Source organism: Oleomonas cavernae (genome assembly GCF_003590945.1).
GTDB lineage: Bacteria > Pseudomonadota > Alphaproteobacteria > Zavarziniales > Zavarziniaceae > Zavarzinia > Zavarzinia cavernae.
The window spans coordinates 2,519,678-2,534,245 of sequence record NZ_QYUK01000011.1; the positions used below are offsets into that span (position 1 = coordinate 2,519,678).

At 68.5% G+C, this 14,568-nt stretch carries 10 protein-coding genes and 3 pseudogenes; all 13 read left to right on the plus strand.

Annotated features, from left to right (window positions below; all coding sequences use genetic code 11):
• The first annotated feature begins 139 nt into the window (after nucleotides 1-139).
• Nucleotides 140-643 carry a type VI secretion system contractile sheath small subunit gene (gene tssB / locus D3874_RS15895; protein WP_119778950.1) on the plus strand — a complete coding sequence of 168 codons (504 nt, stop codon included), beginning with the start codon at nucleotides 140-142 and terminating at the stop codon, nucleotides 641-643.
• Complete coding sequence (tssC, locus tag D3874_RS15900; RefSeq protein WP_119778951.1) at nucleotides 643-2,133, plus strand: type VI secretion system contractile sheath large subunit; 1,491 nt, start codon at nucleotides 643-645, stop codon at nucleotides 2,131-2,133. The genes tssB and tssC (D3874_RS15900) overlap by 1 nt, the downstream gene beginning before the upstream one ends.
• A 19-nt stretch (nucleotides 2,134-2,152) precedes the next feature.
• A complete protein-coding gene (gene tssC / locus D3874_RS15905) occupies nucleotides 2,153-3,688 on the plus strand; it encodes a type VI secretion system contractile sheath large subunit (protein WP_119778952.1) in 1,536 nt (511 codons plus the stop codon).
• A gap of 28 nt (nucleotides 3,689-3,716) precedes the next feature.
• Nucleotides 3,717-4,532 carry a type VI secretion system accessory protein TagJ gene (locus D3874_RS15910; protein WP_119778953.1) on the plus strand — a complete coding sequence of 272 codons (816 nt, stop codon included), beginning with the start codon at nucleotides 3,717-3,719 and terminating at the stop codon, nucleotides 4,530-4,532.
• Nucleotides 4,529-5,026 carry a type VI secretion system baseplate subunit TssE gene (tssE, locus tag D3874_RS28595; RefSeq protein WP_158596059.1) on the plus strand — a complete coding sequence of 166 codons (498 nt, stop codon included), beginning with the start codon at nucleotides 4,529-4,531 and terminating at the stop codon, nucleotides 5,024-5,026. The genes D3874_RS15910 and tssE overlap by 4 nt, the downstream gene beginning before the upstream one ends.
• Nucleotides 5,019-6,349 (plus strand): annotated as a pseudogene (tssF, locus tag D3874_RS15920) (type VI secretion system baseplate subunit TssF); the annotation flags it as partial. The gene tssE and the pseudogene tssF, both read left to right, overlap by 8 nt.
• Before the next feature lie 166 nt (nucleotides 6,350-6,515).
• Nucleotides 6,516-6,838 (plus strand): annotated as a pseudogene (locus tag D3874_RS31245) (type VI secretion system baseplate subunit TssF).
• Nucleotides 6,802-7,859, plus strand: a pseudogene (gene tssG / locus D3874_RS15925) (type VI secretion system baseplate subunit TssG). Before D3874_RS31245 ends, tssG begins: the two co-directional pseudogenes overlap by 37 nt.
• A 12-nt stretch (nucleotides 7,860-7,871) precedes the next feature.
• Nucleotides 7,872-8,444, plus strand: a complete 573-nt coding sequence (locus D3874_RS15935) for a class I SAM-dependent methyltransferase (RefSeq protein WP_119778956.1) — start codon at nucleotides 7,872-7,874, stop codon at nucleotides 8,442-8,444.
• Nucleotides 8,423-9,400 (plus strand): methyltransferase regulatory domain-containing protein, encoded by a 978-nt coding sequence (locus tag D3874_RS15940; protein ID WP_119778957.1) that lies wholly within the window; start codon nucleotides 8,423-8,425, stop codon nucleotides 9,398-9,400. Before D3874_RS15935 ends, D3874_RS15940 begins: the two co-directional genes overlap by 22 nt.
• Before the next feature lie 113 nt (nucleotides 9,401-9,513).
• A complete protein-coding gene (locus D3874_RS15945; RefSeq protein ID WP_119778958.1) occupies nucleotides 9,514-11,349 on the plus strand; it encodes a serine/threonine-protein kinase in 1,836 nt (611 codons plus the stop codon).
• 2 nt (nucleotides 11,350-11,351) lie between these two features.
• A complete protein-coding gene (locus D3874_RS15950) occupies nucleotides 11,352-12,488 on the plus strand; it encodes a hypothetical protein (RefSeq protein WP_119778959.1) in 1,137 nt (378 codons plus the stop codon).
• 351 nt (nucleotides 12,489-12,839) lie between these two features.
• Nucleotides 12,840-14,555, plus strand: coding sequence for a ShlB/FhaC/HecB family hemolysin secretion/activation protein (locus D3874_RS15955; protein ID WP_158596062.1), 1,716 nt, complete (start codon nucleotides 12,840-12,842; stop codon nucleotides 14,553-14,555).
• Nucleotides 14,556-14,568 lie beyond the last annotated feature (13 nt).

Here is a 14,568-nt window from a genome sequence, read left to right on the forward strand (position 1 = left end):
ACGTGATCACCGTCACTGCGCTGCGGCACAGGGCGCCACAAGGTCCGAAGCACCACGTCGATCGCGCTGCACCGCGCCGCGCGGGCCACGTCAAGCATTGGCAGAGTCTGTTTCTTGAACAGGAGATCGGGAGGTCACCATGGCAAGCATCAATGAAAAGCTCGAGCGGGTACGCAAGCCGCGCGTCCACATCAAGTACGAAGTGGAAACCGGCGGGGCGATGGTCGAACGGGAACTGCCCTTCGTCGTCGGCGTCATGGGCGATTTCTCGGGCAATCCCGAGAAGCCGCTGGCGCCGTTGGCCGAGCGCAAGTTCATCACCATCGACCGTGACAACTTCAACGATGTCATGGCGCGTCTCGCCCCGGCCCTGAACCTCAAGGTCGACAACAAGCTGACCGAGGAGGGCGGGCAAATGTCCGTCGGTCTCAAGTTCAACTCGATGACCGATTTCGAACCCGGTTCGATCGTCGAGCAGGTGCCGGCACTGAAGGCCCTGCTCGAAACCCGCAACAAGCTGCGCGACCTGATGGCCAAGGCCGACCGGTCGGCAGACCTCGAAGGCCTGCTCGAGAAAGTTCTGCAGAACCAGAGCGAACTCGACCAGCTGTCCAAGGAACTTGGCGACAAGGGGAATGCGTGATGGCTGAAGCAGAAGCTCAAGGCGCCGTAGCCGGCGCAGCAACGCAAGAGGTCAGCCTGCTGGACCAGGCGATTTCAGCGACCAAGCAGACCGAGCGTTCCGAGGCCGAGCAATTGATCCGTAACCTCACGGAACAGGCGCTCAAGGGTACCGTCACCTTCTCGAAGAACCTGACGGTCACCTTCAACCAGGCGATCGGCAAGCTCGACGCCATGCTCTCGGCCCAGCTCGCCGAGATCATGCACGCCCCCGACTTCCTGAAGCTGGAAGGCTCGTGGCGTGGCTTGAACTATCTGGTCATGAACAGCGAAACCGGCACCTCGCTGAAGATCCGCATGCTGAACGCGACCAAGCGCGATCTGTACAAGGATCTGACCAAGGCGGTCGAGTTCGACCAGTCGGGCCTGTTCAAGAAGATCTACGAGAACGAGTTCGGCACCCCGGGCGGCGAGCCTTACGGCCTGCTGCTGGGCGACTACGAATTCACCAACCACCCCGAGGACATCGAGCTGCTGTCGCTGACCTCCAACGTGGCGGCCGCGGCCTTTGCCCCGTTCGTCTCGGCGGCCGGGCCCAAGATGTTCGGCTTCGACAGCTATCAGGAACTGTCCAAGCCGCGGGATCTGGAAAAGATCTTCGACTCGACCGAGTACTCGAAGTGGCGCGGTTTCCGGGATTCGGAAGACAGCCGCTTCGTCTCCCTCGTCCTGCCGCGCGTCCTGGCCCGCCTGCCCTATGGCACGACGACCAAGACGATCGACGAGTTCACCTATGAGGAGGCCCCGTTCGACGCCCGCGGCAACGCCAAGGCGATGGACCACGACCAGTACTGCTGGATGAACGCGGCCTATGCCATGGGCGTGCGCATGACCACCGCCTTTGCCGAAAACGGCTTCTGCACCACGATCCGTGGCGCCGAAGGCGGTGGCAAGGTCGAGGGCCTGCCCACCCACAACGTGATTTCGGACGACGGCGATCCCGACCAGAAGTGCCCCACCGAAATCGCCATCCACGACCGCCGCGAAGCGGAACTGTCGAAGTGCGGCTTCCTGCCCCTGTGTCACTACAAGGGCACGGACTTCGCCGTGTTCTTCGGCGCGCAGACCGCCCAGCGGCCCAAGAAGTACGACCGGCCGGACGCGACCGCCAACGCCTCGATCATGGCCCGCCTGCCCTACAACATGGCGACCTGCCGCTTCGCCCACTTCCTGAAGGTGATGGCGCGCGACAAGATCGGCTCGTTCATGGAAGCGTCCGATTGCGAGACCTGGCTCAACCGCTGGATCAGCAACTACACCAACGCCAGCGAAGGCGCCTCGCCCGAGGCCAAGGCCCGCTTCCCGCTGCGCGAGGCCCGGGTCGAGGTCAAGGAGATCCCGGGCAAGCCCGGCTCCTACAACGCGGTCGCCTACATGCGCCCCTGGCTGCAGATGGAGGAACTCACCACCTCCATGCGCATGGTCGCGCGTATCCCGCAGGTCGGCACCTGAGCCGCCGCGGGAGTGCCTGATGCCGACGACGCCGGAGCCGAGCCTACGCGAAATCGTGCTCGGCACCGGGGTCCCGGCGCTGTCTGCCGGCTGGTTCGGCGAGACGCACGGGCGCGAAGCCCGTCGCCTCGCCGAATGGCTGGTCGAAGGCGACCTGGCCGAGGCCCTGGTCGCCTGGTACGGGCCCACGGTGGCGGATGATATCGCCGGCAGCGCCAAGCGCCTCGCCGCCCGGATCGACCGCGATGTCGCGGCGATCGACGCCCTGCTGGGCCAGATGGTCGATGCCATCCTTCACAACCCGGCCTTCCAGCGGCTGGAGGGCCTGTGGCGCGGGACGGCCTTCACGGTCGACAATGCGACCGGGCACAAGGGCATCAAGGTGCGCATCCTGTCGATCGGCTGGCACGAGATCGGCCGCGACGCCGACCAGGCCGCGGATTTCGACCAGAGCCGGATGTTCGACAAGGTCTATACCCAGGAATTCGGCATGCCGGGTGGCGAGCCGTTCGGCCTGATGCTGGTCGACCACGAGATCAGCCACCGCCCCCGCCCCGGCCAGGCAACCGACGACATTACCGTACTGCGCCACCTCTCGGGTGTTGCCGCGGCCTCGTTCTGTCCGTTCATCTTTTCGGCGGCGCCCGCCCTGTTCGGCGTCGACACCTTCCGCGACCTAGGCCTGGCGACCGATCTGACCGCCGGCTTCGCCCAGCCGGAATACACCCGCTGGCGCGCCTTCCGCGACACCGACGATGCGCGCTTCATCGCCGTCGCCATGCCCCGCATCCTGATGCGCCTGCCCCATCGCGACGACGGTTCGAGGCGGGACAATTTCCGTTACAAGGAAGAAGCCTCGACGCTGAACGCCAGTAGCTACCTGTGGGGCAGTGCCGGGTTTGCCTTTGCCGCCGTGGTGATCCGCGCCTATGCCAACTACAACTGGTTCGGCGACATCCGCGGCGCCGACCGCGACGGCGAGGCCGGCGGCCTGGTCACCGAATTGAACGTCGAATATTTCCCTACCGACCGGCCGGGCGTGGCGCCCAAGCCGTCGATGGAAGTGGCGATCGGCGACATCATGGAGCGGGAACTGGCGGAACTGGGCTTCATCCCCTTGAAGCGCGCCGCCTATACCGGCTATTCGGTGTTCCAGTCGAACCAGTCGACCCAACTGGCCAAGACCTATCGCGAGACCCTGGCGACGACCAATGCCCGGCTGTCGGCCATGGTCCAGTCGATGCTGTGCATTTCCCGCTTCGCCCACTATCTGAAGGTGATCACCAGGGACAAGATCGGCGGCTTCATGACGCCCGAGGATTGCGAGCGCTACCTCGCGAACTGGCTGACCCGCTACACCACCGCCACCACCGACCTGCCGGCCGAGACGCGCGCGCGCTATCCCTTGCGCGACGGCCGGGTCGAGGTCAGCGAACTGCCCGGGCGCCCGGGCGACTTCCACTGCGTCATTCACCTGCAGCCGCATTTCCAGCTCGATGAAGTGCTGTCGACCTTCCGCCTGGTGACGGCGCTTCCCTCGGGCCAGGCAGCCTGACAGACCCATAAGACCAGGAGACAAGACCATGGCGAATTTGAGGACGGCCGCGCAGGATGCCTTCGATGCCGGCGATATCGAGGCCGCCGTCGCAGCCCAGGTCGCCATCGTCAAGGCCAAGCCGGCCGAAGTCGGCGAGCGGGTGTTCCTGTCCGAGCTGCTGTGCTTCGCCGGCGACTATGCCCGGGCCGACAAGCAGCTCGACGTCTTGACCACGCAGGAGCCCAAGGCGGCCATGCCGCTGGCCCTGCTCCGCCAGATCATCCGCGCCGAGATCACCCGCCACGAGGTGTGGAACGCCGGGCGCGTGCCCGAACTGCTGGGCGAGCCGCCGGCCCATCTGTCGGCCCGGCTGCGGGCGCTGGCGGAAGCGCGCGCCGGCGATCTTGCCGCCGCCCAGGCCACCCTGGCCGCGGCCGAGAGCCCGCGCGTCGCCGGCACCCATGACGATACGCCGTTCGAGGACTGGCGCGATCTCGACGATATCCTGGGCGGCACGCTGGAAGTGCTGACCTCGACCGGCAAGTGCTATTGGGTGGCGATCGAGCGGGTGATACGGATCGAGTTCCATGCGCCCGAGCGGGCCCGCGACCTCCTGTTCCGCCGCGCCCTGCTGGCGGTGAAGGACGGGCCGGAGGGCGAGGTGTTCATCCCTACGCTCTATGTCCCGCCCAAGGATGCCCCGGCGACCCCGGCCGTGCGCCTGGGCCGGGCCAGCGACTGGCTGGGCGGCGACGGCACGCCGGTGCGCGGGGTCGGCCAGCGCACCTTCCTGATCGGCGACGATGCCGTGGCGGCGATGGACCTGGGCGTCATCGAGTTGACCCAAGAGGCGGCCGCGTGAGCGACGCCACCTACATCGACCAGCCGCTGACGATTTCCGTGCTCGACCGCCTGGTCGAGCCGGCAACCGGCAGTGGCGAGGTCGTGCGGACCCGCGGCGCCTCGCTGCGGGAATTGAAGGCCGCGGTCCGCCGCGACCTCGAAGTGCTGCTCAATGCCCGCCAGCGTTGTCGCTCCTGGGCGCCGGACCTGGCCGAGCTGGAAGCCTCGCTGATCAATTTCGGCATTCCCGATTTCACCGCCGGCACCTTCGATTCGCAAACCCGGATCGAGGCGCTGCGCCGGGCGATCGAAGAGGCCATCCGCCGCTTCGAGCCGCGCTTTGAAAGCGTATCGGTGGAGATTACCGGCCAGGACGATACCGCCGACCGGACCTTCCGCATCCGCGTCAACGCCATGATGTATGCCGATCCGGCACCCGAGCCGATCGTCCTCGATTCCGTGCTCGAGTCGGCCACGCGGACCTTCGCGGTCGTCGAGAACGAGCATGAGTGACGACCTGCTTCCCTACTTCAATCGCGAACTGCAGCACATCCGCCGCCTGGCGGGGGAGTTTGCCGAAGCCCACCCCAAGGAGGCCGGGCGCCTGCGCGTCTCGGCCGATGCCGTGGCCGACCCCCATGTCGAACGGCTGATCCAGGCCTTCGCCTATCTCGCCGCCCGCGTCCGCCTGAAGCTGGACGATGAATTCCCCGAACTGACCGACAGCCTGCTGGGCGTGCTCTACCCGCACCTGATCTCGCCCATCCCGTCGCTGGCGATCGCCCAGGTGCGCCCGTCCGACGACCTGGGGGCCAGCCTGACGCTGGGCGCGGGCACCGAGATCGAAACGGTCGAGGGCATGAGGGAGGGCGAGTGCCGCTTCCGCACCGCCTATCCCGTCACCCTGCACCCGATCAGGATCGAGGCGGTCACCCTGACCGGCCGGCCGATCAACGCCCCGGCCAACCCGCGCGGTGCCGGCGCCGCCTCGGTCCTGCGCCTGACCTTGAAGACCACGCAGCCGGACCTGACCTTCGACAAGCTCGACCTGTCGCGCCTGCGCTTCCACCTGCGTGGCACCACCCAGGTGGCACAGGCGCTTTATGAGCTGCTGTTCACCTCGACCCTGTCGATCGCGCTGGCCGACGGCGTGAACGACCCCAACCCGGTGATCCTGGACACCGATGCCCTGCGGCCGGTGGGCTTCGAGCCCGACGAGGGCCTGCTGCCCTATCCCAACCGCTCCTTCATCGGCTACCGCCTGCTCTCGGAACTGTTCGCCTTCCCCGAGAAATTCCTGTTCTTCGACCTCGACCATATCGAGCGCAAGACCCTGGTCGGCGCCGGCAACAAGCTGGAAGTCTTCATCTACCTGTCGCGCAGCGTGACCGAGCTGGAGCGCACGGTTTCGGGCGACAGCTTCGCCCTGGGCTGCACCCCCATCGTCAACCTGTTCCCCATGCGGGCCGAGCCGATCCACCTGGCCGAGCGGAGCTTCGAGTACCGCATCGTGCCCGACGCCCGGCGCGCCCGGGGCCTGGAGATCTATGCCGTCGAGCAGGTACGCCTGACCAGCCCGGCGGGCGAAGAGGTCGAGGTCGAGCCGTTCTATTCGATCCGCCACGGGCTGGGGCTCAAGGCGCAATCCTATTGGCACACCACCCGTCGCCCGGCGCCGAGAGCGTCGGCGGCAGCGAGGTGTTCCTGGGCCTGGTCTCGCCCGCGTTCGAGACCAACGCCCCGGCCGCCTGGACCACCTCGGTCAAGGTCCTGGCGTTCAATCGCGACCTGCCGCCGCAACTGCCCTTCGGCACCGGCCGGCCGCGCCTGCAACTGGCCAAGAACACCGCCGGGGTGCAGTCGCTGGCCCTGCTGACCGCGCACACCCCCCCTTGCGGCCGCAACTGGGCAAGCTGGGGCGCTGGCGGCTGGTCTCGCACCTGCTGCTCAATCACCTGTCGCTGACCGATGCCCTGGAAGGGCGGACGCCCTGCGCGAGATCCTGAAGCTCTACGATCTCAAGGACAGCCGCGAAACCTCGGCCCTGATCGATGCCATCGCCAATATCACGTCGAGCCGGGGCACGGCGCGCGCGCCCGACGGCGGCGGGGTCGCCGCCTTCTGCCGCGGCATTGACGTTCGCCTGGATCTGGCGAGAACCAGTTGGGTGGCGGCGGGGCCTTCCTGCTCGCCTGCGTGCTCGACCGCTTCTTCGGCCTCTATGCCTCGATCAACGCCTTCACCCGCCTCACCGTCGCGGTGAAGGGACAAGACCGGATACTCAAAAAATGGCCGCCGCGGGCAGGACTGAAGCCGCTAGTGTGATCGCGGCGCTGCGCCAGGCGCCCGAGGAATTTTCGCTCGTCCAGGCGGTGCGCCTGCTCGAGCGGGCGGCGCGCGAGGCTGCCCAGGACGACCCGCGCCTGGCCGGGCAAACCCTGATCGGCCAGGACGGCGACCCCAGGCTGGAGCCGGTGCGGTTTTCCGGCGCCGTCGGTGTCGCCTTCCCGGCCGGCGAGATCGCGGGCTTTGCCGATGGCCTGCCGCCGCGCCTGACCGTCGAGGCGATGACCCTGGACGGCGTCTCCGGCGCCCTGCCCCCGGCCTATGCCGAAATGGCGATCCAGGCCGAGCGCGGCCGCCAGCCCGCCTACCACGCCTTCCTCGACCTGTTTCTGCACCGCTTCGTCTCGCACTTCGTGCGTTCGGCCCGCAAGTACCGCCTGCCGCTGGCCTATGAGGCGCGCGAGGCGGGCGAGACCGACAACGTCACCATCGCGCTGAAGGCGATGATCGGCCTGGGCAGCCCGTTCCTGGAAGACCGGCTGGCCGTGCCCGACGAGATGGCGATCCATCACGCCGGCTTCCTGTCGCGCCGGCAGATGCCGCTGGTGGCCCTGTCGGCCATGCTGTCGAATATTTTCGAGACCGCGGTCGAGATCATTCCCTTCGTGCGCAACGTCATCCCGATCCCGGTCGACGAGCAAAGCCGCCTGCCCACCCGCGCCAATCCCGACGGCACCTTCTGCCGCCTGGGGCTCGATGCGGTGGCCGGGTGCAGGTGGTCGATGTCCAGGGGCGGTTCCGCATCCGCATCGGGCCGCTCACCTATGACGCTTTCCGAAGCTGGCTGCCCGACGGGCCCAAGGTAAAGGCCCTGACCGACATCACCCGCCTGGCCGTCGGGCCCGACTTCGGCTTCGACCTGCAATTGTCGCTGGACCGTACGCAAGTGCCGTCGCCCGTCCTGGCCGGGGAAAGCCGGCTGGGCTGGAACGGCTGGCTGGCCAGCACGCCCTTTTCGCATGATCCCGACGACGCGATCTTCGATCTCGACGCGGTGTAAGGAACCATTCCCATGTCCGACTGGTCCGCCGGCTACGTCACCAGCATCGAATACGTCACCGCCTGCTATCCCGAGCAGGGGCCTAACCATCTCGACCTGATGGCCCTGCTGCACGCTGTGGAACCGCCGATGCCCCACGGCCGCATCAGCTATTGCGAGCTGGGCGCCGGCCAGGGCATGACGGCGACGATGATTGCCGCGACCAATCCCGACATCGACGTCCACGCCATCGACTTCATGCCGGCCCAGGTTGCCCGCGCGCGCGATTTCGCCGCCGGCCTTGGCATCGACAACGTCTCGTTCCACGAGGCAAGCTTCGACGACCTCGCCGCCGGCCGCGGCCCTGCCCTGCCCAATTTCGACTATGTAACCATGCACGGCGTCTATAGCTGGATCAGCCGCGAGAACCAGGAGGCGATCATCCGCCTGCTGGCGACCAAGCTCAATCCCGGCGGCCTGGTCTATACCAGCTACAACGCCATGCCGGGCTGGGGCAGCGGCTTTGCCATCCAGCGCCTGCTGTCCGAGGTGGCGGGCCTGAGCGCCGGCCCCCGGTCCAGCGCATGGCGGAAGGCTTCCAGATGATGAAGCGCCTGTTCGATGCCGGCGCGGTGCACCTGGCCGGCAACGAACTGGCCAAGCAATTGTTCGAAGAGGACCACAATCCCAGCTACGTCGCCCACGAATACCTGAACCGCTACTGGCGGCCGCTGTTCTTCGCCGACGTCGCCCGCGACTTCGCCGGGGCCAAGCTGGAATACGTCGGCGCCGCCCGTGCGATCGACATGTTCGACAAGTTCTTCGTCACCCCGACCCAGGCCGAGATCATCGGGGCGGTCGCCGACCCGGTGGTGGCCGAGACGCTGCGCGACTATTGCCGCGTGCGGACATTCCGGGCCGACATCCACGTCAAGGGCCTGCGCCGCCTGTCGCCGCGCGAGCAGGAGGCGGGCCTGGCCTCGGTGCCGTTGGCACTGTCCGGCGATACCGCGGAGTTTCCCTATCGCTTCGGCGCGCCCGAGGGCCTGGTCACCCTGCCCGAGGAGATCTTCAAGCCGATCATCGAGGCCCTGGCCGAGCAGGGGCCGATGACGCTGGGCGAATTGTTGCGGCAGCCCGGCTGGCCCGGCCAGCCGCCCAAATCCATGGCCGAGGCGGTGGGCGTGCTGCTCGCCACCAGGCGCGTGGCAGCCGCGGCGCCGATCACGGACGCCGCCATGGTGGCGCGCTGCCGCAGGATCAACAGCCGGGCGGCCCAGCGCATCCCCGAACTGGCGACCCGCTTTGGCGTGCCGGTCGCCGTGCCGGCGGTGCGCAACGCCGGCTATATGGCCCCGGTCGACCTGATCGCCGTGGCCCTGCTCAACAATCTGCCGAACCTGGATGATGCCGGGCTGGTCCAGGCACTGGCCGATCTTGCCGACCCCGGCGAACTCGAGACGGCGGGCGGCGGCCAGGCGGCAGCAAACCCGACCGAGCGCCTGGCCGCCATGGTTGCCGACCGGCGGCGAATCTGGCGCCATCTCGGCCTGATCGACTAGGAACGGATCCAGGGGCATGGCGGCGGACAAGGATGAACCACCCACCGAGGTGACCGGCGGCCGGCCGGTGCCGCCGGCGGCGCCCGACGGGGTTCGGCGCTGGCCCGGGCACGGTGCTGGGTCATACCTATCGCATCATCGCCTTCCTGGCACGCGGCGGCATGGGCGAGGTCTATCGCGCCCGCCACGACACGCTGGGTACCGAACACGCGATCAAGATCATCCGGCCTGAGTTGGCCAGCGTGCCCGACGTGGTCGAGCTGTTCCGGCGCGAGGCGATCACCCTGCGCCGGATCCATCACCGCGGCATCGTCTCCTACGACGGCCTGTTCCGCGACGAGCAGGGCCGCACCTACCTGGTGATGGAATATGTCGACGGGCCGTCGCTGGGCCATGTCATGCGCGAGCGCCCGCTGACCGTCGACGAAGTGCGCATGGTCAAGCGCCGCGCCGCCGAGGCGCTGGCCGTCGCCCACGAGGAAGGCGTCTTCCACCGCGACCTGTCGCCCGACAATGTGATCTTCGAACACGGCCAGATCGACCATCCCAAGATCATCGATTTCGGCATCGCCAAGCTGTCCGACCCGACCGAGAAGACCGTGGTGGGCGACCAGTTCGCCGGCAAGTATTCCTATGTCGCGCCCGAGCAGTTCGGGCTTTACGGCGGCCAGGTCGACGGCCGGTCGGACATCTACAGCCTGGCCCTGGTGCTGGCCGCCGGCGCCCTGGGCCAAAAGCTGGACATGGGTTTCTCGCTGCAGACCGCGGTGGCCAAGCGCGGCGCGGTGCCCGACCTTTCGGCCCTGCCGGCGGCGTTGCGGGACGAGATCGGTGCCATGCTGGCGCCCGATCCCGCCCAGCGCCCGCAATCGATGCGCGAACTGGTCGAGGCCGAGATCACCCGCGCGGCGGGTGATGCCAAGCCGCCGCCGATCATCGGCGTGCCTACCAAGACGACCAAGAGCAAGTCCGCCGCTGCGACGCCCAAGAGCGGCGCCAGCCGGGTTGCCCTGTGGGCCGGGCTGGGCCTCCTGGTGATCGCGGCCGGCGGCGTCGGCACGGTCGCCGTGGTGAAGCCCGAACTGCTGTTCGGCAAGACCACCGTGGTCGCCAACGGCCCGCCCCCGCCGCCGGCCCTGCCCGACACGCCCAGCCCGCCACCGCCCCCGGTATCGCCCCCAGTGTCGCCGCCACCGCCGCCGCCACCCCCTGTATCGCCGCCACCACCGCCGCCGGTTTCGCCACCGCCGGTATCGCCGCCACCGCCGCCGGTTCTGCCACCGCCGCCCCCAGTGTCGCCGCCACCGCCGCCGGCATCACCGCCGCCGCCACCGACTCTGCCCGACCTGCCCAGCCCGCCGCCGCCGCCGGTTTCACCGCCGCCGCCGCCAGTATCGCCGCCGCCCCCGCCCCCGCCGCCGGCGGAGGTGATCGTGCCGGTGACCGTCTGCGACCGGCTGGCCGCCGATCCGGAAGACCGCGAGCGAGCCAGGGAAGCCGGCCAGCCGATCGCCGGCATCGCCGATCCCAAAGCGATCGAAAGCGCCCGGGCCGTGGACGCCTGCAAGAAGGCCGTGCACGACTTCCCCGAAGTCGTGCGCTTCCGCTTCCAACTCGGCCGCGCCTATGTCGCCGCCGGCGACGATAACGCAGGCTTCGAGCAGTTGCGCATCGCCGCAGAGAGCGGCCACGCGGTCGCCAAGAGCGATTTGGGCTTGCTCTATTTTCTTGGCAAGGGCGTCGAGAAAGACGAACGGACCGCCCTCGAGTGGTTCCGACGCGCCAGCGACGACAATGTCGCCTCGGCCCAATACAACCTCGGAATCATCTATGAAAAGGGCCTGGGCGGGGTCCCCGCCGACCGGGCGACAGCCAAGGCCTGGTATCGCAAGGCCGCCGCCCAGGGGAACGCCAAAGCGATACAAGCCCTGGCAAGGCTGGGGGGATAGAAATGGCGCGGCGCCTGCCCGTGACCGCCGACCGGCCGCCGCGCCGCCGCGCCAACCGCGGCCACGGCGTGCTGTGGGGTTTCCTGGGTGCCGGGGTGGCCGGCCTGCTGGTGGGCGGGCTGTTCTGGCTCGATGCCCAATCAGGCCCAAGCCGGGGCCTGGCCGGCCAGCCGTCCCCGTCGGTCGCCGCCGCGGCGCCCACGCCGGCGCCGCCCCCGGTGCCGACGGCGGCCCCCGATCCCTTCACGACGATCGGGCCGGAGGGATCGGCCGCCCTGCCCGATCTGGCGCCGACACCAGCGCCCGAGCCCGCAACCCCGCCGACCCCGGCGACCATCATCGCGCCGCCGCCCACGGCCACGCCCGCCGCCATCCCGCGCGCGACCCTGGAACAGATCGCCACCAACCAGCCGACAAAGCTGACGGTCTACCGTGCCGCGCACAACCCGCGGGTGCTGATCCTGGATTTCCCGTCCCTGCACGCCCAGGCCGTGGCCTTGAACCGGGTCGCGGCCCTGACCGAGAAGAAGGATGCGCCGCACGACCGGGTGCTGAGCGACAGCGAGTTGCGCGGGCTGATCAGCGCTGCCGGCAAGAACTACGACACCTATTACGGCGGCCACGACTATGACGGCACCGCGCTGGCGCGCTTCTTCACCCTGGCGGAAGGGGTGGGCATCACCGTGGCCGAGGGCGAGGTGCTGGAAATCCTGCTGAAGCAGAAGGTGCTGCGGGTGGCCGACAAGGGCTTCAGCGCCGGGGAGCCGGTCCAGGCCGTGATCAGCGTCGCCGGCATCGCCACCGACGAGGACAAGGCGATCGAGTTGCGCCGCGACATCCTGCGCCACGAAATGGCGCACGGCGAATTCTTCACCCAGGTGTTCTTCCGCGCCGCCTGCGACGATTTCTGGCGCAATGGCCTGAGCGCCGCCGAGCGCAAGCTGTTCACCCGCTTCCTCGACAAGGCCGGCTACGACACCAAGAACGAACCCCTGGTGATCAACGAGATGCAGGCCTATCTGGGCTTTACCCCGTCGGCCGCCCTGTTCGGCGCCCGCCAGCTCGGCGTCTCCGAGCAGACCCTGGCCGATCTGCGCGCCCGCTTCCGCGAGGCCGTGCCCAACCCGGCGGATTTCTGACCGCCGTGCCTGCCTGCCAGGGTTGTTTGCGCCCGATCCTTCATGTGAAGGATATTCCCGCCCCTTCCGATCAGGCAGATTTCAGCCTGCGAGATCGCGCGTCGGCCGGCCCGGTCCAGGCCACGCGGTGGGTTCTTTCCCGTTCGCGATGATGCTACCCTGCGGCCGCTGCCGGGGGATAAACGGCAAGCGATTGCAGGGCTTGAGACTCTGACGGCACGGCGGGCGTAACAATCGCCGCGTGCCGCCGAGGGGGGCGTAATGGCGATATCCGTATGGTGCCGTTCTTTCGGCCGCATGGGCACATCGGGTGACCTGACCCGCCCCGCGCGACGCCGATCGAAAGCGGCGATGGCAGCAGGCGTGATGGCGCTGGCTGCCCTGGCGTCGCCGGCCTGGGCACAGACCCCGCCACTGCCCAGTTCGGCGCGCCCCGACGTTGCCCCCGAAGCCTTGACGCCGCCGCCCGCCCCGGCAGCGCCCGGGCTTGAATTGGCGCCGGCCCCGGCAGGCGCCCCGCCGGCGGGGGCCGAAAGCGTGACCTTCAGCCTGGCCGGCCTCGACATCGACAGCGGCACGGTCTACACGCCCGAACAACTCGCCCCATTCTATGCCGAAAAGATCGGCACCACGGTTTCCTTGGCCGAAATCTTCGCGATCGCCGCGGCGATCGAGGCGCACTATCGCGACGACGGCTATTTCCTCACCCGCGTGGTGGTGCCAGCCCAGCGCATCGACGGCGGCCGCGTGCGCCTGACCGTGGTCGAGGGCTATATCAAGACGGTCTCGGTCATCGGCGATACCGGCGGCAGCCGCGACCTGGTCGAGGCGATGGCGAAGCGTGTCACCGACGGCGGCCCGGCCCGGCTCGACACCGTCGAACGCCAGCTCCTCCTGATCAACGACCTGCCGGGCCTGACCGCGCGCGGCACGCTGAGCCCGGTTGCCGGCGAGCGCGGCGCCAGCCAGTTGACGATCGAGGTGGTGCGCAAGGCCTTCGACGGTTTCGCCGCCATCGACAATCGCGGGTCGGAATTCCTGGGGCCCTGGGGCCTTACCCTGGGCGCCGGCATGAACAGCTTCACGCCGCTGGCCGAGCGGCTGGAGCTGGTGGTGTTTTCCAGCCTGTTCAACGACAGCCTGCTCGACGACGAGCAACGCCTGGCCCAGCTCTCGGGCGAGACGACCTTGAACGAGGATGGCCTGCGCCTGCGCGCCTACGCCTCCTACGCCGTCGGCCAGCCGGGCGAGGCGTTGAGCGTCGCCGACGTCGAGACGGAGGCCACCCGGTTCGGCCTGTCGTTGTCCTACCCCATCCTGCGCAGCCGGCGCCTGTCGCTGACCGGCGCGGTCGCCTTCGACTACCTGGACGAAGACGATGCGGCCCTGGATGCCCCGATCACCGAAGATCGCCTGCGGGTGCTGCGTGGCACGCTGGAGGGCGAATTCCGCGACAGCCTGGCGGGCGTCACCCGGGCCACCCTGGGGCTTCACGCCGGGCTCGATCTGTTCGGCGCCTCCAAGGACAGCGATTCCAACCTGTCGCGTGCGGGCGCCGATGGCAGCTTCACCAAGGCGACGCTGGAGCTCTCGCGCCTGCAACACCTGGTCAGCTTCGATTTCGGCTCGCTCGATCTCTATCTGGCGGCGGCGGGGCAATTATCCGACGGCCCCTTGCTGGCGGACGAGGAATTCCGCCTGGGCGGCTATCGTTTCGGCCGCGGCTATGCCCCGGGCGAACTGGCCGGTGACAATGCCCTGGCCGGCACCATCGAGTTGCAGTTCAGCGGCGTGATCGACGAAACCACCGAGCAGGGCCGCTTCAACCTGCCCTACCAGCTTTACGCCTTCTACGACGCGGGCCAGGTCTGGAACGACGAAGCCAGCGGCGAAGCGGACTCGGACGCCTTGACCTCGGCCGGCGCGGGCGTGCGCCTCTATATCGCCGAGATCGCCTTGGCCGAGATCGAGGTGGCGAAGCCGCTGACGCGCGACCGGTCAGATCGCGAGGGCGAGGATGCCGGACGCCAGCCGGCGGTGTACTTCCGGCTAGTCAGCAGCTTCTAGGCGGAACGGGGAG

Coding starts and splice junctions, on each gene's coding strand:
- D3874_RS15935 (WP_119778956.1), top strand. CDS start 7,872: ATGTCCGACTGGTCCGCCGGCTACGTCACCAGCATCGAATACGTCACC.
- D3874_RS15955 (WP_158596062.1), top strand. CDS start 12,840: ATGGCAGCAGGCGTGATGGCGCTGGCTGCCCTGGCGTCGCCGGCCTGG.
- tssB (WP_119778950.1), top strand. CDS start 140: ATGGCAAGCATCAATGAAAAGCTCGAGCGGGTACGCAAGCCGCGCGTC.
- D3874_RS15950 (WP_119778959.1), top strand. CDS start 11,352: ATGGCGCGGCGCCTGCCCGTGACCGCCGACCGGCCGCCGCGCCGCCGC.
- D3874_RS15910 (WP_119778953.1), top strand. CDS start 3,717: ATGGCGAATTTGAGGACGGCCGCGCAGGATGCCTTCGATGCCGGCGAT.
- tssC (WP_119778951.1), top strand. CDS start 643: ATGGCTGAAGCAGAAGCTCAAGGCGCCGTAGCCGGCGCAGCAACGCAA.
- D3874_RS15940 (WP_119778957.1), top strand. CDS start 8,423: ATGGCGGAAGGCTTCCAGATGATGAAGCGCCTGTTCGATGCCGGCGCG.
- tssC (WP_119778952.1), top strand. CDS start 2,153: ATGCCGACGACGCCGGAGCCGAGCCTACGCGAAATCGTGCTCGGCACC.